Genomic DNA, 22,806 nt, shown 5'->3' on the forward strand with positions numbered 1-22,806 from the left:
TGTATAAGAGAACTAAGTTTAAAGAATTTATCCAGCTATAAATGAAGTGAACATTAGGGAAGCTAATATAGGCAGTTAAACATAACCAAAGGATTGGGATTATGGCTAATTTATTTGATGTATCTATCAATCGCGTGCCATTATCGGCACAAAAATCTGTCACCGACGTTCTAAAGGTAATGCTAGGACCAGACGCTGCTAATAAAATCAATACATTACTAGATATTGGTGGCTTTGTATTAGGTGGTTTAAATGAACAGGCGGCCGATGTATTTGCCACTAAGTTACGTGAAGCAGGAGCAACTGTTTCTATAGAGCTTAGCAATACAACCCTAGATTTATTCAGAGTTCGTTTGCTCTCCTTTGGTGAGCAAAAAATACAAGTCATAAAACAGGTCAGAGATATTACTGGACTGGGCTTAAAAGAGGTCAAAGCACTGGTTGAGAACAATGGCGTCGTCAAAGACAACTTAGATAAACCATCTGCTATAAAAGTTCATCAGAGATTATCTAGTGCTGGCGCTACCGTGGTTATTGAAGCTATGTCAGGCTCTGACAATGGTGAAGACCCTAAGAAACCTAAACCCGCCAAAGATGATAATTACTTGGTAACAGGTAAAGTCAGTCTTGCTAATGGAGAGCCTGCCAGCGGCGTGCTGGTTCGAGCCTACGATAAGGACTTACGCAGCGAGCAATACCTAGGGGAAGCCTCAATATCATCAACGGGCGACTACGCTATCTCATATAAACAAGAGCAGTTTTCTCGCAGTGAAAAAAACAGTGCCGATCTGTTATTGCGAGTGTTTAACGAAGTCGGTATAGAATTGGCGTTAAAAACAAAAAATAAAGATGGGCCAGATATATTTTTTAACAGTCCTAAAAAGAGTGAAATCAACCTACAGCTAGAAGAGTCAGCAGCTGTTAAAGCCTCAGAATATGAGCGTCTCGAAGTATTCTTAAGCCCTGCCTTAGATAGTGCAGTACTCGCAGATCTATCTTTGCAAGATATTAACTTCCTGATTAATGAAACTGAAATAAATGAATTTTTAGATGAATTTCCTGCTGGTTCTAATAGCATTCACTTTATAGTCCAGAGTGCAAAGCTATCTCACGAAACGAATATACCTGCAGCAGCCTTTTATGGCTGGGCGCGTATGGAGTTTGGGCTTGTGCGTGATGAAGATACTGAACAGCCAATTTTAAATTTAGATACGTTACTGGAACAATCTGATAAATACCTAGCAGAGGCATTGAAGCAGGCAATAGCAAAAATTATTATTCCAGCATGGTTAGCAGAGCAAATTGATTCAATATTAAGTCAACTGCAAGGTTTACGTGACGAAAAAACACAACAAGAAAAAGACCATTGGATACCACACGAAGTAAAAGGAGTGTTAATAGATGCGGCAAGCGCTGAACCACTGGTAGGTTTTTTAATAAATGCTAAATCTTCTGATGAAGACAGCTCGCTGAATTTGCAAGGAAGCATCACCAATGGGCAGGGTGAATTCATCCTCACTTATGCATTGCCTCCAGAGACAACACTTTCAAATCTCTCATTGGTTTTAAATATTGAAACCTCTAATGGTGATAAGCTTGATAAACAAGAAGTAAGCTTGCCAGTAGATCAAAAAGAAGCTATCACAATAAAAATAACCGTACCTGTTCCAATAGAGCCCGGCGAAGCGTTACAGCTAACGGCATTACCCATAACGTTTTCCAATGACTTAACTACTTTTTTGAAAAAGAATAATCTGACCAATATCGCTGAGCTGCGTAAGCTTGGGAATCTTGAAACTGTAAAAGGATTGCCAGAAACACTGCGTGCAAGTGACGAGGTCAAACAATTACAAGCACAGGTTGATTTGTCTTTACTCTCTACTGACTTAGAGCCTGCAGAACAGATTAAGCAAAATCAATTGTTAATAGACAAAGGTTTCGCTAGTTTTTCTGCGATTGCTGATATGCCTGTAGAACAATTTGTATCAGTCATAGGTAATGATAGTATTGTTTCACCAGCGATACAGCATGCACAAGCGCGCTATCTAGATTTTCAATTGGCAAATGCCTATCTTGATATTAAAACAGGTGGTACGAATAACTCAGAAGAGCTTCAACAAGACTCAGCATTAAGCTGCCAATGTGAAGACTGTGTATCGGCACTAAGTCCAGGTGCATATCTAACAGATTTGATAGGCTATGTAACTTCGAACGTCACTCAAGCAAGCGGTACTGCCATTACGCTTGACTTTTTGGTGGATAACTTTCATCAACCTTTATCCAAACTGCCAATTAATTGTGCAGCAACAAAAACTCAATTAAGACAAGTTAGAATTGCCTGTGAAGTACTCCTTGCTGCTATAGATACCTCTCAATTAAATTTTGTGATTACTGACGAGCGCGTCGCTAAATATCGTCAGGCAGCCTACCAGTCATTGCTTAGAAATATAGGTACTTCCCAGTTTGACCTTGATAGAGCATCATCAGATGCCGATATCGAAGCCATTGCCAATCGTCTAGGTATTGACCCTAAGTATGTAAAAGAATTACAGCTGCAATCGGGTGCTCACCAAATTTTAGCTAATGCGTTATCAGAGCATAATTTAGAGCGGATTTTTGGTTTGCCAGCTTATATGGAAACGTACATTGATATAGATATTCCACGGGTACGCTTACTTGATCCATTAAGGTTTTTAAAAGCAGAGCAAAAACGCCCTGAGCTTTATGACTGGCGATTAGAGCGTCTAAAAAAACAATGGAAAGAAATAGATTTTCCTGAAAGTCCGTTGTCACAAAACACACCGATTATTGATCCTGATGTGATCGGGCCTGATGATTTTCGTCATCCTGACGAGCTTAATACTGCTTTTGAGCTCTGGAAAACGAGGCGTGAATGGGTTGATGAACAGATTGCCCGTATTCATAGCAAGGTTATTTCCGATTCCAATAACCCCTATGGTCTAGCGGCTGCTATTGCAGAAATTACTGTGCCCACGACGCTCGATAATCTGATTGCTCAACAAGCGCTATTGGCAAACGATGCAAAGATTATCGAGGATGCAACATTTACTCAATGGCTCAGCGAAAGACAGTTAAGCGTTGAGGCGTTAAATGAGCTGGCAAGATTCGCAACCGATGTAAAAGCAGGTAAAGAATACAATGAGGAGGAATGGCAAACCTATGTAACCAATGCTACCAATATAATTGTCAATAGTGTAAAAAGAGCCGCTTATAGCAGCTGGATATTAGAAGAGGTTAATGTTAGCTTGAATATGACGACATTTTGGCCGTCTTTGACTGAACCGCAAGAAGGAGAATGGTCACTATTTTTGGAAAGTGAAAAACCACTGCTTGATCCTGAAAACATTGAACCAAAACAGCTGCCAGACGGTAAGTTTGCGCTCACGGCACGCACATTATGGAATGAGCACCGAATACAGTTGGATAACAAGCAAAAAGAATATGCTGATATTTTGAAATCAAAAACGGCAGGTGGGTTAGACGTGATTATGATAGATGCCTTTGGTACAGTACCTGATATTGAAGATATCAATACCAAGCTCAACAGTTTAGATCAGGCTGAGCAGTCAGAGGCAAAAGCGCAAATACTAGCATTAAATTTGCATCAAGAAAGCTTCATCACACTGATAGCTGCTAGTTTGATTTTAAACGATGACCATCAAACATTATCTGATACGGTGCAAAATAATCTATCTGTCGCTCTAGTTTCTGCATATAAATTCAATTTCTTATATGAAAGTTGGCTGCTAGAAGAAGCCAGTTTGCCATATTGGCAGTCGCTTAAAGCGCGTCTACCAAAATGGCGGGCAAGTCAGTCACAAAGACAACAATGGCAACAAACATTAAAGCAGGCAAGTACGCCGCCATTAATTGACCCTGATGTGATCTCTGGTGATGTGTTACTCGAGCCTGTCATTGGGAACTTTTCTTATGATACTTGGCGCTCACGTACAAAGCTAATTGATGTAGAGCTAAATACTATCCGTGACAGCATAGAGCAAGGCGGCAATGTTACCGATGATGTGATTAAGCCAGATGCTATAGAAGATTTATTTAGTGAAGAAAAATATTTAGGTATCTCTCATCAAGACCTGATAGTACTTGGCCAGCTGGAAGAAGTGGGGATAGCCATTACGAGCCGGCTACAGCAAATATCGCTGGTAAGAGAGGCCTATTTATTTTTGTTGGATGTCGCTAAGCGCATAGAAAAAGGATCGAAGGTATTAGCTGGTACACGTGAAAATATGTATGCCATTCTGCTACAAATATGGAAAGTAAAACAGTTTGCCACATGGAGAGAAGAAGAGAGTAATAAACTGTCACTTAGCCCTGAGTTTTTTAAATATCCTACACAGCGTCCTACATTCACAATGCAACAAGAGGCACAAAAATGGCGTATTGATGCACGTAGACAACGCGAGTGGTATAGAACGCTAAAAGCAAGAATCGATCAACAACAAGTGCTTGCATCTAGTCTTAAATCAATGGTTTCTGAGGTAGAAGAGCAAACGCTTCCTGAATTAAGAGATGCCTTAATTGAGATTATCCATAACCCCAATGATGCATTTAACATTAAAGCAGAAAAGCTTACTAAGCGATTTCTTATAGACCTGCAACAAAGTGGCTGCCAGATGACCACACGTGTCAGTATGGCACTGGAGGTCTTGCAGACCTTAGTATTCTCAATTAGGTCAGGCAAAATTGATATTGCGGATGTTGAGCTGAAACTAAGCTCAAAGCAGTTTGAACAAGAATGGAGATGGATGGGTTCTTATGCTACTTGGAAAGCGTCGATGGGCGTGTTTCTCTATCCTGAGCAGATTTTGTATCCTTCTTTACGACGAGATAAGACTTCTGGGTTTAAAAAACTTAGTGAATCAATTCGTAATACAACTAGTTTTACTGATACGGATGCTTGCAAAGCTTTTTCTGATTACTTTGATTATATAGACGATGTCCGAAATATTACTGTTGATGCCACTTGTTATGCTAAAAAAAATGTTCAAGACTTAAGTGAGTGTGGGAATTACTCAGTTAAGTGGAATAACGTATTTTATCTTTTTGGAAAAGGGAAAAAGTTCAGTGGAGCTTACATGTCTACTTACGATTGGGAAAGTCAACAACAGACTTCATGGGTTCAATTACCCTATTTAGTAGATGTTATCTCTATAGCTGGTGCGACTGAATACAATAACAATATTATACTTTTTATAATCATTAAAGATGCTGATGTAAGCAGATTGTATTTAATGAGGCAGGACTTAAGTAATGGACAATGGGAAGAACCTAAAGAATTGGAAACTCCCGATGATACCAAAATAATTTCGGCGGCTTTGGTAGAGCGTACGAATGATCAAAGTGTCCCCATTATAGCAGTCCATCTAATATATCTAGATAACCCAAATAAAATATCAATTTTATCCTTAAACAGTCTCAATGAGGATGGTACCAACTGGATAAATAATATAGAACACTGGAGAAATTCATATGATATTTATGGTCATAATACGCTCTACCCCAATATAGAAAGCGTTATTGAAATAGAAGAAGCATATTATGTATTTTTTAGAGGTCACCAAGGAACTTTAATAGAATATATTATGAAGGATGAAAGCTGGCCGGATAATTTGTCTCTACTTGTTTCTAAACACACAACGAGTGTGAACGATTTTTCAGTAGGTGCATTTCGTTATCCTGATACTGATGAGATTTATGGTGTATTCCGAAGCGGAACTATAAAGAGATTCTTCCTTGGAGAAGTAGCAGTTCCCGTAGATGTTTTGAGCTTGATAGGTTCAAATTATATTCGTTATGAAACACGTATTGTTCTTGATGATGAAGTATCGGGATGGTTTAGCGTCTATCAACCAGATAGATATGAGGTTCTTATAAATAATTTTGCAATTCATAGTGGCGTTCTTCCAAACAAAAAGCTTATTAGGTCAGGGTCATTTCACTACAGATCGGATATAAAAGATTCAGATAGTTCATTTTTGTGTGAAATGAAAAGCGTTGAGGAGTTTGACAATCAAATAGATGAATTACGCTTTATATCAACTTATGAAAACACAAGCTTGACGCCCTATATTCTCGATAATTATGGTCGACTAAGCACCCGAATACCATTTCAACCCTCTTTCCAAATGACTGATTATGACTATCTATTATTAAGAGCATCTTCAAAGTATTTTCGAGAATACAATATGAAGAAAAATAGTAGTTTACTGATATTTATAGAGGAGCTTTATTATTTTATTCCGCTAATGATTGCGATAGAATTATCAAAATCTGGAAACTATCAACAAGCTCTTCTATGGTTTCGTCAGGTATATAACTATCTAGGACTTGGATACGGAAAACTAGAGTTTGACCTCTTTTTTTATAGTGAAGGGTTTACATATAACCCTTATATTATTTACGATGGTTTGGAAGATGGTAGTGATGATAAACAATTCGATAGGAGTGAGAGTTGGCTTCATGATCCCATTAACCCACATACAATAGCTTCACAACGTTCAGGAACATACAAGCACTTCACAGTACAATCAATTATCCGCTGCTTGCTTGATTATGCAGACGCTGAGTTTACCTATGATACCAGCGAAAGCGTAGCGCGAGCTAGAAATCTCTATAATACTGCATTAGAATTAATCGAGTCAGAACTGCCTGTTCAACCTGAAAATAAGTGCTCAGCATTAATTGAATCGCTCAAATATACGGTCGAAGACATAACTTTGCAGCCTTATTATGAGTATCTTAAATCAAAACTGGGTGAGCTTACCTCAACAGAGATATTAAAAAGCACATTGGTAGAAGTGCGTAATAAGCTAAACAGCAATCTTTCTGAAGAAAAACGATTGGCTAATACTTTAGAGGTCATACAAATGGCGTTGGGCGAGCGAAAAGCATCCTTAACTGCCACAGAGATTATAACTAAATCTTTGCTAACCAAGCAAAATTTTAGCCGAACACTGTTTGCCGATTTAAATATATCTACTAACTTCTCTCAAACTGGTCGCTTATTGTCAAGATTAGCCAGTTCAAACCCAAATATAACGGATAACAATAGTGCTGGAGATGAAACGGTTGAGATAGCTGATTTTAGCGAAATAGTAATAGGGTATTCCCCGCGCTTATCCTTTGAGTTTTGCATCCCCAATAACCCAACAGTTAAATTTCTCTTACTAAAAGCTAAGCTTAATTTATTTAAAATCCGTAATTGTATGAATATTGCGGGAATGCATCGGGAGCTTGAACCATACTCAGCGCCAATAGACGTAGAAAGTGCATTGCCAAGTGTGGGAGCTGGAGGGCAGATAAATCTGGCAGGCGTGACGAGAATTAGACCCACACAATACCGTTATCCAGTATTGGTCGATCGGGCGAAGCAATTGACTCACTTGGCACAGCAAACGGAAGCTTCATTCTTTAGTACTCTGCAATCGTTAGACCAAGAAAAATACACCTTATTTAAGGCGCGGCAGGACGTCGAGTTATCAAAAGAAGGCGTAAAATTACAAAAATTACGTGTGCGTGAGTCGGAGAATGGTCTTGGCTTAGCTGAGTTGCAGCTCGAGCGAACTGCTATTTTAGCTGAGACCTATGCTGAATGGTCGAGCGAAGATATGCTTGATTTGGAAAAGCAACTACTCGATCAGTATAAGTTTCATCAGGATGCGCAAATCCTTTCTGCCTTTGCAAATTATGCATCACATATAGCTGGTCTTGCTGTTACCGCTGCTGCGGGTGGTGCAACAGGAGGCGCCCCTGCCTCAGCAGCAGCTGCTGCGGCTATCATTCCAATATATGCTGAAACGGTTAGCCAAAGCGTGCTAGCAACAAGCCAATTTAAAATAAACACACTTTCACAATCAATCAGTATTGCACTACGCAATCGCGAATACCAACTACAGCATCAACTGTCAGAACAAGATTTAGAGATAGGTAATCAACAAATTAAACTAGCTAATGACCGTGTTCAGATTACTGAACAAGAGCAAGCTATAGCCGAAATTCAGTCAGAACAAGCCAGCGATAATGTTATTTTTTTACAAGAGAAGTTTACTAACGTAGAGCTCTATGACTGGATGAGCGGTGTGCTAGAAAGTATCTTCCGTTATTATCTGCAACAGGCGGCTGCTATGTCAAAACTGGCTGAAATACAGCTGGCGTTTGAGAGACAAGAGCCTTTATTCGGTGTCATTAAAGATGACTATTATGAATTGCCTAATTTCGATGGTAATAATTCGGCAAGTAGTGATTCTATTACGGTTGATAGACGAGGGCTGACAGGTTCGGCCAGATTATTAAGAGATATTACCAAGCTTGATCAATATGCTTTTACTACAGATCAGCGCAAACAACAACTCAGTGTTAGCTTTTCATTATCACAACTTGACCCTTTTGCCTTCCAGCAGTTTAAACAAACGGGTATCTTAAATTTTGATACGTCAGGTAAAGTGTTTGACCGACGTTTTCCAGGGCAATATCTACGTCTGATTAAACAAGTTAGAGTATCAGTAGTTGCGCTTGTTCCTCCTGTGCAAGGTATCAGTGCTACCTTGACTTCTAGTGGTATATCTCGCGTAGTGATAGCCGGTGATGTATTCCAAACTGTTGTTATTCGCCGAGATCCAGAGTCGATTGCCTTCTCCAATCCTATTGGCGCATCAGGTGTATTTGAATTGAGTCCTAATCCTGAAATGTTGTTGCCCTTTGAAGGCAATGGGGTGGATACTAGATGGGAAGTTCGTTTACCAAAAGCTTCCAATCCAATGGATTTCAATACCATTGCTGATGTGTTATTAACTATTGAATATACGGCTTTGCATGATAGAACTTATCAGCAACAAGTACAGAAAGAGCTGGACACGTATACTAGCTTCGATAGAGCTTTCAGCTTCCGCCAAGAATTCTCTGATGCATGGTATGACCTACATAACCCAGAGCAAACTGACACTCCTATGAGCGTGAGTTTTGAGACGACATTGGCTGACTTTCCCTCCAACATTAATGAGCTAATCATTAGCAATGTATTAATGTATTTTATCGCTGACGGTGACTTGCCTAGTGTCTTCGCAGCTAAGCTGTTCTTTGCACAACATCAAGATAGCAATACATCAGGAGGCGAAGCATTACCGATTGATGGGGTAATCCGCTCAAATACGAACGGAACAAACTGGGCTTCAATAGGCGGGAGCGTACCAAAAGGGAAGTGGCAGTTGGAGCTGCCTAATATCCCCGTTATTAAACAACTATTTGAAGATGAAAAAATTAGTGATATTTTGCTGGTTTTAACTTGTGAGGGTGAGCTACCTGACTACCCCGTGTAAGTGGCTTCGGAAATTTTAATGCTATACAGGTATTTATAAAGTTACCTTCTATGAGCTATTAAAATTTATGATGAAGCTTGAAAAGAACATAATTAAGTCTGGTGGTTCAAATGTATTCAATGTACTCAACGTATAAGAGTTTCTCTTACTGGCTCTGATGTATTAACGTGAATACCGAACACTGTCCTATGTTGTCAATCCCGTACACATTAACTTGGGAGGTTTTAGTTACGCAGCCTGACGATAATAATCAAACCATATCTGTCTGGCGTCTTATAGCCTAAATCCTTCTGAATCCTAGTCTCACTGCGAGCATAGCTCTTGTCTTGCGTCGCTGCAAAGCAGTGCTTTGCTAATCGCTCCTCATTGTACTCAAGCTCGATATATTGTGTAATCTCGTTGATCGCTGTAAACCTTTTTTTATAGTCTTGGTGATACATCAGCTCATTCTTTAAGACGCCCTAGAAGCTCTCTATGGGGTTGTTATCAAAGCAGTTGCCACGCCTAGACATTGAGCCTTTGAACTTATGCTGCTTAATGATCTTGTGATACTCATTGCTACAATACTGACTGCCTCTGTCAGAATGTAAAATCAACCCTTGGCTGGGCCGCCTGCTCTTGATGGCCATATTGAGTGCATGGCATACTAAATCTGCTGTCATGTGTTTATTGATAGCGTAGGCGACCAGCTCTTTGGTGTAGAGGTCTTTAACGCCTGCTAAATACAGCCAGCCCTCGCAAGTCCAAATATATGTGATGTCACTAACCCACGACTCATTAGGTAGACTGTCGTCAAACTTCTGATCAAGCAGGTTTGGATAAATCAGCTTATTATGATTGGAGTTGATGGTGACTTTAAAGCGTTTGTGACGATGACATTTGATGTTATTTCTTCTTCGATACTTCTAACCATATATGGACTGATATCATGGCCTTGCTCTGTCAGCTTTGCCTGCAGTCGATCAACACCATAACGTTCTTTACTTTCACTGTAAGCGGCTCTAACCAGTAGCTCGCAATGGTTGCAATGTATCTGTTGTTCGCTGATGTCACGACTGATCCAGTCATAGTAGCTTGAGTGCTTAACAGCTAAGACCTTGCACATGCTTGCGATAGTAAAGACCTGTCTATTAGTTTTTATAAAAGCGTACTTCATGAACTGTGTCTGGCAAAGTATGTGGTGGCCTCATTCGAGCATAGCTCTCATCTTGCGTAGGGGCGAAGCAGTGCTTCGCTTTACCCCTTTTCATTTAATATCTCTCGTTCATCTTCGGCCACTTTAAGTTGTCGCTTAAGCTGTTTTATCTCTTCAAGCGCAGTTGCTAATTGTGGGTCATATTGCTCAGTACCTTTGAGCTTGCCTTCATTCACTTTGTTTTGCCAATTAGATAACGTTTGCATCGCTATTCCTAGCTGCCGAGCAGTTGCACTCAAGTTACCATTGTTGTCTGCAATTTTTTTAATAGCTTCTGCTTTGAATTCTGTGCTATAGCTTTGCTTTTTCTTAGTCATAGTAAACTCCTTATCGAGTCGTTAGTTTACCAAGTTTACTTATACGGTTTCTTCAGCATAGCTCAAAGCTTAAAAAACCCCATTATTACCATAAACGAACTTTATAGTAAAGAAGACCGGAGCTAAACGCTTACGCCAAACAACCCGCCAATAAATGAGGTTGCTAGCATTGCCAATACACCCCATATTACCACCCGAGCAGTAGCAGGAATAATAGGAGCGCCGCCCAAGCGTGCTGATACTACACCAAGCAAAATTAAGCCCACAATGGTCAACGAGGCCAACGACCATACTAATGTCTCTGCTGGCAATAGTAGAATACCAATAACGGGTACTATGGCGCCTACTATGAATGAGATGGCAGAGGCAACGGAGGCTTGAAGCGGCTTTGCTGCACTTATGTCAGTCAAACCTATCTCATCACGCGCATGTGCCTCAAGGGCATCGTGCTCAGTTAAAGCCACGGCAACTTGATGGGCTAAGTTTTGCTCAAGTCCACGCTGCTCATAAATTTTTGTTAGCTCAAGAAGCTCTCGCTCAGAATTATGCGTCAATTCATGTTGCTCTTTTTCCAAGTCAGCTTTTTCAATGTCTGCCTGCGATGATACTGAAATGTACTCACCCGCTGCCATTGACAAGGCACCCGCAGTCAACGACGCAAGTCCTGTCAGTAGTAAAGTTTGGCTATTTGCGTTTGCAGCAGCAATACCAACTAGTAAGCTGGCGGTAGAAATTAATCCATCATTTGCACCTAACACTGCTGCTCTGAGCCATTGGCTACGGTTGCTTAAATGCACTTCATCATGAATAGAAAGAGACATAAATAACCTCAAAAATAACTAAGCAAGAATAATGAACCAAAAATACTATAGTATAGTTTACCTTGTAAATTGCTCAGAGATTAGCTAACTTGCCTTAAGGCATATAATCGATAGGCAATCAGTAAAAACACCACTGTCTGACTACCCGCATAAAACAATAATAGCGCTAGCAGTCGGCTATCAGAGCCCTCCATAAACACATGAATACAAATGCCCATATAAGCTAAAAAGGTTAAAAAATGCAACCATCGCCATGCTGATTGACCCATGTATTTTTTAAGGTAGAAGCTAAACGCGCTGATGAATAAAAACCAAAATCCCAATTGTTCTAATGCGACACCGATACGGTCAGTCTGAAACCCAAGGGGTAATAATACCTGCCAAATATTAAGATTTATATAATTATCAGTCAATAGAATAACCGCATGAAAAGTAGAAAAGCCTACTGCGAGCAAGCTTAAATATTAATGTAATGCAAATACTTTTGTAGCATTAAAATACCGACATAGGCGCGTACTGAGCAACAAACCAAAAACAACTGCCAACCAAAATAAAGCATAGGCAATCACACCACTTGCGTGTGATGAGTACCAAAAATGCTTATCTGTGGTCATAAGGATTTGCGATAGGCTTTCTCCCCACAACGAAAGAGCATAGACACTACCGACTATGCCAGCACTTAAAATAAATACTGTCCATAGCGCCTGCACAATGGGTGATTCTGACAAGGATATCTCAAACCCTTACTTGCTTCGTTTTAGACGGTTGTAAAAAGGGTACACTTGCGTCGTTGGTTATATCATTATGATTGTTTTGGCCCATCATTACACCTCGCTTAATAGTCAGTTTATTTACTGACAATAACACGCTCTTAAGCTGAGCTTAGAGGGCAATAAAAATTTGAGTAATAAAAGACAATATTCGATGGAGGGTATAAAGAGTCAGAGTTTGCGTCGCCAAAATTTGTCAATTTGAATTGAATGAGATCATTTTATTACTATTAAACTTTGAGTAAAATAGATGATAGTCTATCAACCATGATGGCAAGAATTATCGGCAAGCGCATGTAATATCCCGCATGATTCAGCTGGGGCTTCGCTTGCACATTTTTGCCGCAAAACAAGCAGATGCTGTTTTAATTGCGCCAATTCTTCCATACGTATTTTGACTGCCTTAATATGCTCATCTAATAGCACATTGACCTCACCGCAGTTCTCATCAGGTTTATCCCTATACTGAAGCAGGGTTCGTACTTCATCCAAAGTCATATCGAGCGTACGACAGTGTAGGATAAATTGCAGACGTTCAATATGCCCCTCATTATATAAACGATAGTTGCCTTGGCTGCGTAAAGGCTCTGGTAATAACTTTTCTTTCTCATAATAGCGAATAGTTTCGACCGTCGCACCTGTACGTGTGGCAAGCTCGCCAATTTTGATAAGCACTTTTATCTCCTCAAATAATGGTCTTTATCATCTAAAACAATAAAGTAACTATAAGGTTAGATGACAAAAGAATCAAACTGATTTTTTGTCAAAACCCTTGACCCTGAAGCCACTACAGGGTTCATAATACCTTTAATAAGAGGATAAATGATTATGCAATATCATATTGAAGGTATGGACTGTGCCAGTTGTGTTGGCAAAATTGAGCGGGCGCTAATACGTATGCCCGGTGTCTCTGACGTTCAGCTGAACTTTGCAACCCAAAAACTAGAGCTAATCCTAGCGCCTGATACGAATACTGAGATCAAAGATATCGAAAAAACCATTAAGCGCCTAGGGTTTGGGGTGTCAGCTTCAACTGATCAAGAAAATGAGGTAGGCATTGAGGGTAGTCAAGCAGCGGTAGACGATCTGCGCTGGTGGCAAACCATAAAGGGCAGGCAGGTCATTGGTACTGGGCTTTTAATGAGCGCAGCATATGTGTTGTCTTTGATCTTCCCTGAATATGGTGCATGGGCTTTTATTGCCGCTGTGGCTATCGGTGTCCTACCATTTGCTCGCAAAGCTTTTGCACTGGCGTCAGCAGGTTCGCCTTTTTCAATTGAAATGCTCATGTCTATCGCTGCTATTGGCGCCCTTATCATTGGTGAAGCTGAAGAAGCGGCTGCCGTGGTCTTTTTATTCTCAGTTGGTGAGCTGTTAGAGAGCGTCGCCGCTGATCGTGCTCGCGCAGGCATCAAAGCTTTATCATCGCTAGTACCAAAGACTGCCATCTTATTGGATGCGCAAGGACAACAACGTCAGGTGGCAGCGACTTCACTACAGGTTAACGATAAAGTTCTCGTGCGTCCTGGTGATAGAGTCTCTGCTGATGGTGTGATTCTTCAAGGTATATCTAGCCTTGATGAGTCACCTGTGACTGGAGAATCTGTTCCTGTTGCCAAGACAATAGACGATGACGTCTTTGCTGGATCCATCAACGTTGATGGCGTACTACAAGTACGCGTGGAAAAAACGGCTGCGGATAATACGATTGCACGTATTATTGAGCTGGTGGAGCAGGCGCAAGCGTCCAAAGCACCGACCGCCCGTTTTATTGAAACCTTTAGCCACTACTATACGCCTATAGTGATGGCACTTGCTGCTCTGGTTATTATCATTCCACCGCTGCTGATGGGAGGAGAGTGGGCGACATGGCTGTATCGTGGTTTGGCACTATTACTGATTGCCTGTCCTTGTGCCCTAGTACTATCAACACCCGCCGCTATTGCCTCAGGTTTGGCTGTTGGCGCGCGTCATGGACTGCTTATCAAAGGTGGTAATGTTATGGAGTTGGTGGGTCAAGTGAGTACCGTCGCTTTTGATAAAACGGGCACCTTGACCGAAGGCAAACCACGGGTAACCGATGTTATTGGCTTTACAATAGCGCATACAGATGCTGAGGGTGAAGACAAGTTATTGGCCCTATTTGCGAGTGTAGATTCCGCTTCTAGTCATCCTCTTGCTCAAGCTATTGTGGATCATGCCAAAGCAGCTAAGGTGAATATACCTGATGCCTCTAATGCTTCTGCTACTGCGGGTAAAGCAGTTTATGCAACTGTCGCTGGACGTACTTTATCCATTGGCTCATCAGTCTACGTCGCTGAGAAAGTTGTGTTGTCACCTGAGCAACAGGTTCAAATTGAGACGCTACAAAATGATGGTAAGACGGTTTCTATTTTGTTCGATGAGCAAACGGGTGAGGCACTAGGATTGGTGGCTCTACGTGATGAGCTGCGAGAGGATGCACAGCAAGCCATTGCACAGCTTAACAATATGAACGTGCGCTCTGTCATGCTCACAGGTGATAATAGCCGTACGGCAAAAGCGCTTGCCAGTCAGTTAGATATAGAATGGAAGGCTGAGCTGTTACCTGAGGACAAGCTGCGTCTACTCAGCGAGATGCAAGAGAACAGTAAAATAGCGATGATTGGTGATGGTATCAATGACGCACCCGCTTTGGCAACGGCAGATGTTGGCGTTGCGATGGGCAGTGGCACGGATGTGGCTATCGAAACGGCTGATATTGCACTATTAAAAAGCCGCGTGATGGACGTTGCTAACCTTATTGCTTTATCTCGCGCCACAATGAGAAATATTCATCAAAACGTCATATTTGCATTGGGCTTAAAAGGTATATTTCTGATAACGACTGTGCTCGGCATTACAGGACTTTGGATTGCCGTATTGGCTGATACCGGCGCTACTGTGCTAGTAACGCTAAATGCCTTGCGTTTACTGCGTTTTAAAGGAGTTAGCTGATTGGTAACTTGCCCTAAAAATAAGTAAATAACTCTAAATGTATATCGAGTATAGACAAGGTTAAGCTTATCTTTGCTCGATATACCTTAAAAATTTACTTTCTAGCTGAACACTCTAGTTCTACACTTGCCCCAAGTATGAGTGGTTCATCGTTGCCAAGTAAAGTGCCTCCAGGATAAGGCTTACTTAATCCCGCTGTGTAAGCTTCATTAAATTCACCGAACTTACTTAAGTCCGCTAGCATTGCCGTACAATTCACAAGGTCTGTCTTTTGATAGCCATATTTGACCAACAGCGCATTCACATTATCTAAAGCTTGTTTGGTCTCAGCCTTTATACCGCCTTCAACAAGCTTGCCATCTTTTAAACCAATCTGCCCTGATAGATATAGTGTGTCGCCTAAGCGTACTGCAGAAGAAAAAGGGTATCGACTACTACGTCCATAGAAGATAGGCGTAAGCGTTGATTCTTTTTTAGTGTCAGTAGCTACTAGTATCGCTTTTTTTGTAAAGGTTCTGGTGACGGTGTCATTGATATTTGCATTTGCTTGAGTTGCGGTAAATGCAAACAGAAGTATAAGGCTTACGAGGTAATATGGGTTGTTGTATTATATTGATATGGTGCGCCCACCAAGACTCGAACTCGGATCGATCGCTTAGGAGGCAATTGCTCTATCCTGTTGAGCTATAGGCGCATTATGGAGTGCCATTGTAAAAAAAAGCATGCATAAAAGCAATCAGCAAAAGATAAATAAACACGGTTTGTAGCTACTTTCCGTTACTGAGGGCATCGGCAACCTGTATAGAGCTTTCATTTGATGCTGATTTGGAGCGTGATGTTGGGTTAAATAAGTCATGTAGATTATTTCTATAACCTTCAATATTCTCATAATCATGCTGTTTCAAAATATCTTGTCCCACACTAGATAGCAAGAAATTGCGGAAACTCGTCGCAGCAGGGTTTTCCGTTAAGATAACCCCGTCGACTGCTTTAGAGTCTCTCAGCGCATAACTAAATGATGCTAAATTACGCGCTTCCTTATTATCGTTTGGAGATGGCGCCTTAGCGTTTTCATCGTCATTATCTATAGCTTGATTAGTAGCTGTATGGTCAGCATTAATTGAGTTTTTATTACGCTCAGCTTGAGACTCTTTAAGCAAGGCTTGTAGAGGTGCTAAGCGCTCTTTAGAGATTTTATCATTAGCCATAATGATGTCAGTATTAAAAATAAGTTCTGAGCTTTTATTGACACCATTATCATCAGAAGTACTTGTATTTGGCAAAGTCAGCAGTTTATTAGCATTTACATAAAGCGTAAATATTTGCACCGTAGGATAGCGTGATTCAAAACGAGCAATGACATCATCCAAAGGTGATTGCAGTTTATCTTCTGCTTGTACGTACAAGATAGCAGTATTGACTGTTTCTGGATCATCCTCATTAACAGTAGATGTTTCCCCATTTGTACTTGCCATTATCGGGAGAGGGTCCATATTTTTCCGATTACTACTCCATAGCCAAGCAAAAATACCAATTATAATAACGAGTAGTAATAAAATTAGCCCAGCTAATAGTAGCTTGTAGTCTTTCATAGGTTACAGCTCATCTTTTGTTTTGAGATATTGTTTGAATTGTTTTAGTGTTTTTTCTTTTTTAATGTTGTCTCGATTTTTTACTTAATGCCGATGATGCAATACCTCATTGGTTAGATCAGCTAGCATATCGTCAAAAATATCATCTTCGGCAACAGGTGGCGTTATAGGCTCTGTCTTTTCTGCGTTATTTACAGTGTTGGTGGCCTCATTGTCATTGCCCAAAGACTGAACCGCTGAGATTGGCTCTTCTGTGTTTGATTGATGAGCAGCTAGCGGTGATTTACCATCATGAAGCAAAGCTCTTAACCATTCAAAGCCATGAACTTCCCACCAATCCTCAAATCGAGGCAATGTACTTCCACGTACAGCCTCAGGTAGATTTAGGGTGCGTAGTTTTTGTGCCAATATAGGATCAGTAATGGCTTGATGACGACTGAGATAAAGCGATTTGACGTCGCCATTGTAAGGCTGCCGACGTTGCCAAGCGGCATGGTCAATTTTCATACGTGGTAATTGCCACAGTTCACCGCGAAAATAAACGACATAAAGGCGTTTTTCGGGATGAACAAAGATAGCATCAATGGGACGCATTGGCATAATACGTAATTATCTCGTTTTTAAGGTTAAAAGTTTTTAGATGTTGGATGAAGATGTTATCTCAATCATCAATCATCAATCATCAATCATCATTAGTTATAGTAGAATCGCAATTTTCTAGTTTCAGATGATCAAGCTAATTATCAATATTAACAAAACACGCGACATCATTTGTCGCAAGCTATTATGCATTTGAGTAATAAACTAGTAAATAGCGAGTATCAATGGCACACTATTCGCAGTATATTAGCTCGAAACTTACAACTACAGGTGTTGACGTTTGACAAGTCATATTACATTAAAGTCAGCAGTAGTTCACAATCAAACGCAGCTATCTTAGCAGAAATATATAACTGGCACGACAGCTAAACATAGATTAATGGATATTGCTCTTTGTGCTTATGATTGCTTTATGTTCTAAGAGCCATAATGTTAAGACAGCGTTTGTTTTATCTGTTTAAACTTTATTACTTTATATAGTATTAAATTGTCTACATCTATGTCCTTTTAAATCTTTTCTAACCGACTAAAACTTCTTATAACGTCATTGTTGTATCGCTGTTATTATTGCGAACAGTTTTTATTATTTGTCTTATTTTAATTAGATTATTGTCTATGTTTACGATTATTCAGTCCCACCGTACCGAGATTTTGGTTGAACAGTTATTAACAGCTTATAAGTCCAAAAACCAACCTGTTTTTGAGAAGTTTGTGGTCATTGTGCCGTCCATGGTACTTGGTGATTGGCTAGATAAGTCTATTGCAAGCCAAGCGGGTATCAGCACCTTAGTGACGACGACGTTTTGGGGACAGTATCAGTGGACATTGATGCAGGATGTGTTGAGCCGTCACAATGCCTATTTGTTAGAGCAAGACCCTGATGTGGCAACCCTAAATGTGCCTGAGGTGGCAGTGTTGTCACCAACGGTAATGCAGTGGCGATTGTTTGGCTATTTGACCTACTATCAAGAGGCGATTATCGCTGATGAAAAGCACCCCGTTCATCCACTGCTGGCGTCTTTAATTGATGAGCCGCAAGAGGAAGTTCAGCAGGACAATGTACGACAGGATAAGGCGCAACAAGATGCGCGTATTTGGCAGCTGGCAAGTGATTTGGCTAGGGTGTTTAACCGTTATTTAACCCATCGTGAGGACTGGTTAGACCTGTGGTCACATAATAAGCCGCTTAATGTAGATGCGCTGATAGCGGATAAGGATGCACTATCCCTGCGCTTCGATAAGTATGCGCGTGGCACGCCTGAGTGGTTGGTGGCGCATTATATAGAATTAGAGGTCGCGCAGCGTTTCTTATGGTCGCATTTGTTTGCCGATGTGCATCAGCACCGTGTGGCACTTGAGGATACCTTTTGGTCAGCCTTAAAAGACAACAAGGCGAATGAGCGTGCTCAGTTGCCAAAAGTGCTGCGTATTTTTACCATTCAGCAGTTGCCACAAACCGAGCTCGACTTTTTACAGCGCTTATCACAATACATGAATATCACACTGCTGCACTACAACCCATCCAAGCTGTTTTGGGCGGATATTGTTGATAAGTCGTGGCTACAGCGTCAGCAGATTATTAACCCTAAAAGTGTATTTTTACGTGACTACGGTCACAGTTTGCTATCGCGTTTAGGCAAACAGTCACGTGATACCTTTGCGATGCTTGCTAATTTATCGGGTAATGAGCAATACCAAGATGCACTCGTCGAGTGGCAGGATATTTTTAATGAGGGCGATGATGGCTTGAGCGACGAGTTCGGTATTGACTTCGATGACAGCGTTCAAGATGTGCAAGATAGCGCAAGTTTATTAAGGCGTTTGCAAAATGATGTGTTGATGCTGGATGAGCAGTCTACCCAGCAAGCGACAGCAGCAAAAGTTTCGCAAGCAGTCAGCAAGCAATTAGAGACAGGCTCTGATCAAGACGAGAAAGAAACGGCGTGGTATGACGATGAAGTGTTAGAAAATAAACGCTTTGAGAAGGAGCGTTTTTGGGCAATGTCTGCGCAAGATAATAGCCTAAGCATTCATTCGTGTCATAGTTTGCAGCGTCAACTTGAAGTACTACGTATCATGATTGGGCGCTGGTTGAATGAACCATTAACACCTGGTGAGAAAAAACGCCATATATCCGATATTGTCGTGTTGCTACCCGATGTTGAGCGTCACCATGCGCTGATCAGCTCTATTTTCGTCAGCGGTAAAGGTCAAGACGGTTTAACCCTGCCAGCAAAGGTGACTGGTGTTGTCGATGCAGATATTCGTCAGCTATGGGAAGCTATTATTGGTTTTTATAAGCTGTTAGGCAGTCATAGTGCCCGCTTTGAAGCGGCAGAAGTTTTGGACTGGCTGATGCTGCCACCGCTGTATGAAAGTTTTGGCTTAACCCATGACCAAATGAGCCGGGGCTGTGATTTACTGGTAGAGGCAGGCTTTATCCGCGGCTTTGATGAATGGCATCTTAAACAAACCCTAGATAGCAACGACTATGACTACCGATTTACCTTTGCTCAAGCGCTAGATAGATTAACCTTGGGTCTGGTGATGCCAGAGGCCAGTTTGAGCGATTGCTTATATCCTTTGGCACAGGAAGATTGGCCAAGCACTGCCTTGCCAGAGATGAGTTTGCCGCTGCCGCAAGTGAGCCTAAATGATGCGATGATTATTGAAGCGCTTTGTCGTATTTATGCCGGTTTGACTGCTCGCCGTGATGATCATACACAAAAACTAAAAGCGGAAGATTGGCTCGATCAGATTGAGAAACAAGTCATTCATCGCTACTTTGGTGATGTCGATCAAACCCGTACGATGCGCGCCATCTATAATGCGATGAATGGCTTTAAGTCAAGCCTGAGGGCCAATCGTCACTATAGACAGTACGCCAGTAGCGATAGTGTCAGTAATGCTAACAAAAAAGAAGTAGAGCAAAGGCTGGCAGGCGTTGAGCAGTTGCCATTAAAGCTGAGTTTTATGTTGGACAGTATCGAGGCGGAGCTTGAGAGTCAGCAGGTCAGTGCCGAGCCGACTGGGGTGATTACCTTTGGTCGATTTGGTGCGTTAAGAAACGTGCCTTTTGATTTGGTGGTGATGCTCAATATGGATCTCTCTGAATTCCCTGGGCGTGATCTTGATAATCGCTACGATTTGATGAAAGCCACCAATGCCCGCCGCGGTGATAGAGTCAGTGAAGATGATGATAATGGTGCGTTTTTAGACGCATTGCTGTGCGCGCGCAGTGCTTGCTGGATATTTTATAACGGTCAAAGTCTGACGGACACCCACGAGCACCTGCCAGCCAACCCAGTCAGTGAGCTATTACAGTTTTTGCAAGGTGAGGTGCAGTGGCAGGTCAACTCGCTTGAAGCGTTAGACACATTACCTGAGAATGTTGACTCTACCACCGAGAGCCTTAAGCGTTATTTACCTAAATTGATTAAACAGTGGCTACTGACTGAGCATCCTGCACTGCCGTTTCATGAGAGTTTGTTTGAAACAGACATTGAAGACGCAGATGTTTGTGAGCAAGCGTCTGACACTCCTAAGCTCAATTTGAATGAAAGCGCAGCTATCCACACTGAAAATAATATTCAAGACAACAGACTTATTGATAATGCAGATGAGTTAGATGTTCTTTTGAATAAAGCCATGCGCAAAACCAAGCTTGCGCAAAAACGTCAGTTTCCGCCTGCGCCGCTTTGGCAAGCGGTGTTTCATACCTTAAAGGGCAGAGCATTTAGTGAGCATGCAGAACTGGTTGGCTTGCCTACCAAAGCACAGTACGAATCAATCGCTCAGCTGCTTGGTCAATCTCTAGGTCAGTTAGGACAAGTAGACAATCAAACCTTAGCTACATTGGCTGAGATGTTGTCACTAGAAGCGACAGCTGTATCCAGTGATTCTGCTGATATAGATGATGCTACTAAAAGGTCTCTTGCCGATACCGTATTTAACATTGGGGAGATAGACGTTGAAGGGGTATTGGCGTATCAAGTGCGTCATCCGGCCAAGGCATTTTTGCGTACTCAAAAGGTGCACGTGGTGCAGGGCGAGGAAGCGATGGCACATCAAGAGCCGCTATTCCTAGATAATCTGACGACTTATCAGATTAAAGAGTATTTGATTAATGAGTTGGCGAGCGATGCAGCCAATAACAGTACCGACAGCACAGCCACGCAAGACAGCCCAATTCTAATGTATCAAAAAATCATGCCAGCAGGTGTGGCGCGCCAAACGACCTTGCCCAATCAACAACAAAAACTGCAACAGCAATGTCAGGAATTTAAAGAGCAGCTAATTGCTAATGGCTTGGATGATACCCAGATATTGGAGGCGAGAGAGATAGGCGGTTTGCAGCTACTGACCCCAACCACCGAGCACCCCGTTCAGCTAGCGCTAGCATCCGTGCTAAGTCATGCTGATAGTGAAATATGGCACAAGCTATTACCCCAATTCATTAAGATAAAAGGCTCAGTACCAATATTAGTACCAACATCAGTAGCAATAGATGCTAATAACCATCGCTCTAACATACAGGCAGGTGTGTCCTATGCCGAGCAATCACCCAAGCAGTGGTTAAACATACTACCCAATTCTGCTAGCCCTAAGCATTTAATCAAGTTTTGGTTGTCGCATCTGTATTGGCAAGTTGCCAGACGCACTACTGCCGAGCAAGTAGCACTAAATGATGGCGTAAGTATTTGGCGTTTTAATAAGCTCAGCTCACAAGTCAAAAAGTACGAAAAAACAACCGCCTTTAAGCTAAGCCCTATTGTGTATGAAGATGCCGTAGCCGAGCTAATAAAATGGGCGATGTTTGGCAAGCTAGTCGGTCAAGTGCCGATTACCTTATTGCCAGAATATGCGCTCAGTTATCTTGATAAGTGTGCAAAAGCGGCAGAGAGTGAAGATGAGAGCGGCAGTTATTGGCCAAAACGCGCAGATTTCTCAGATTGGCTAAGACCTAACTATCATGTAGACACGGTATACGATACCTGCTCGCAGCATACTATTTGGCAATATGTACTGCGTGATCAAGACGCCTTTAAAGCCCTATCAGCAGCATTAACGACGTTAGCACAGCCGCTGTATGAGCCGATGTTTACTGCCCTACAAGGTTTAGATAGTTAGCTGGCTAGTTGGTTATTCAAAACGGTTCGTTTTTTGCCCTTTGGCTTAATTA

General features: G+C 41.5%; 10 protein-coding genes, 1 tRNA gene and 1 pseudogene. 3 read left to right on the forward strand and 9 right to left on the reverse strand.

Annotated features, from left to right (window positions below; translation table 11 throughout):
- Nucleotides 1-101 precede the first annotated feature (101 nt).
- Nucleotides 102-9,353, forward strand: coding sequence for a ribosomal protein L7/L12 (locus tag ACTQ9S_RS00710; RefSeq protein ID WP_440453269.1), 9,252 nt, complete (start codon nt 102-104; stop codon nt 9,351-9,353).
- Between the two features lie 228 nt (nt 9,354-9,581).
- On the opposite strand, the pseudogene ACTQ9S_RS00715 reads toward ACTQ9S_RS00710, so the two are convergent.
- The 5 genes and pseudogenes from ACTQ9S_RS00715 to cadR form a co-directional block, all read right to left on the reverse strand.
- Nucleotides 9,582-10,865, reverse strand: a pseudogene (locus ACTQ9S_RS00715) (IS3 family transposase).
- A 122-nt stretch (nt 10,866-10,987) separates the two neighbouring features.
- The gene (locus ACTQ9S_RS00720; protein WP_068035813.1) at nt 10,988-11,686 is read right to left on the reverse strand and encodes a VIT1/CCC1 transporter family protein; all 699 of its coding nucleotides are present in this window, start codon (nt 11,684-11,686) and stop codon (nt 10,988-10,990) included.
- Nucleotides 11,687-11,766: 80 nt separating this feature from the next.
- A complete protein-coding gene (locus ACTQ9S_RS00725; RefSeq protein WP_440453271.1) occupies nt 11,767-12,099 on the reverse strand; it encodes a hypothetical protein in 333 nt (110 codons plus the stop codon).
- Nucleotides 12,100-12,150: 51 nt separating this feature from the next.
- On the reverse strand, nt 12,151-12,414 hold the full coding sequence (locus tag ACTQ9S_RS00730; protein WP_227514031.1) for a hypothetical protein: 264 nt from the start codon (nt 12,412-12,414) through the stop codon (nt 12,151-12,153).
- A gap of 303 nt (nt 12,415-12,717) precedes the next feature.
- Entirely contained in the window at nt 12,718-13,131 is a 414-nt protein-coding gene (gene cadR / locus ACTQ9S_RS00735; protein WP_068035815.1) for a Cd(II)/Pb(II)-responsive transcriptional regulator, read from the reverse strand.
- A gap of 153 nt (nt 13,132-13,284) precedes the next feature.
- Here cadR and ACTQ9S_RS00740 point away from each other — a divergent pair, with 153 nt between their 5' ends.
- Nucleotides 13,285-15,432: a heavy metal translocating P-type ATPase gene (locus ACTQ9S_RS00740; RefSeq protein WP_440453273.1), complete on the forward strand. Its 2,148-nt coding sequence runs from the start codon at nt 13,285-13,287 to the stop codon at nt 15,430-15,432.
- Nucleotides 15,433-15,526: 94 nt separating this feature from the next.
- Here the strand turns inward: ACTQ9S_RS00740 and ACTQ9S_RS00745 are convergent, their stop codons facing one another.
- The 4 genes from ACTQ9S_RS00745 to ACTQ9S_RS00760 all read right to left on the reverse strand — a co-directional run bounded on the left by ACTQ9S_RS00745 (nt 15,527) and on the right by ACTQ9S_RS00760 (nt 17,624).
- Nucleotides 15,527-16,009 carry a RidA family protein gene (locus ACTQ9S_RS00745; protein WP_440453670.1) on the reverse strand — a complete coding sequence of 161 codons (483 nt, stop codon included), beginning with the start codon at nt 16,007-16,009 and terminating at the stop codon, nt 15,527-15,529.
- Between the two features lie 41 nt (nt 16,010-16,050).
- Nucleotides 16,051-16,126 (reverse strand) — tRNA-Arg (locus ACTQ9S_RS00750).
- Nucleotides 16,127-16,199: 73 nt separating this feature from the next.
- The gene (locus ACTQ9S_RS00755; RefSeq protein ID WP_227514032.1) at nt 16,200-16,907 is read right to left on the reverse strand and encodes a hypothetical protein; all 708 of its coding nucleotides are present in this window, start codon (nt 16,905-16,907) and stop codon (nt 16,200-16,202) included.
- A gap of 201 nt (nt 16,908-17,108) precedes the next feature.
- A complete protein-coding gene (locus ACTQ9S_RS00760) occupies nt 17,109-17,624 on the reverse strand; it encodes a hypothetical protein (RefSeq protein ID WP_350656379.1) in 516 nt (171 codons plus the stop codon).
- A gap of 615 nt (nt 17,625-18,239) precedes the next feature.
- Between ACTQ9S_RS00760 and ACTQ9S_RS00765 the strand changes: the two genes are divergently transcribed.
- Complete coding sequence (locus tag ACTQ9S_RS00765; RefSeq protein WP_440453275.1) at nt 18,240-22,754, forward strand: exodeoxyribonuclease V subunit gamma; 4,515 nt, start codon at nt 18,240-18,242, stop codon at nt 22,752-22,754.
- Nucleotides 22,755-22,806: the final 52 nt, after the last annotated feature.

This window comes from Psychrobacter sp. ASPA161_9 (assembly GCF_051970275.1).
GTDB lineage: Bacteria > Pseudomonadota > Gammaproteobacteria > Pseudomonadales > Moraxellaceae > Psychrobacter.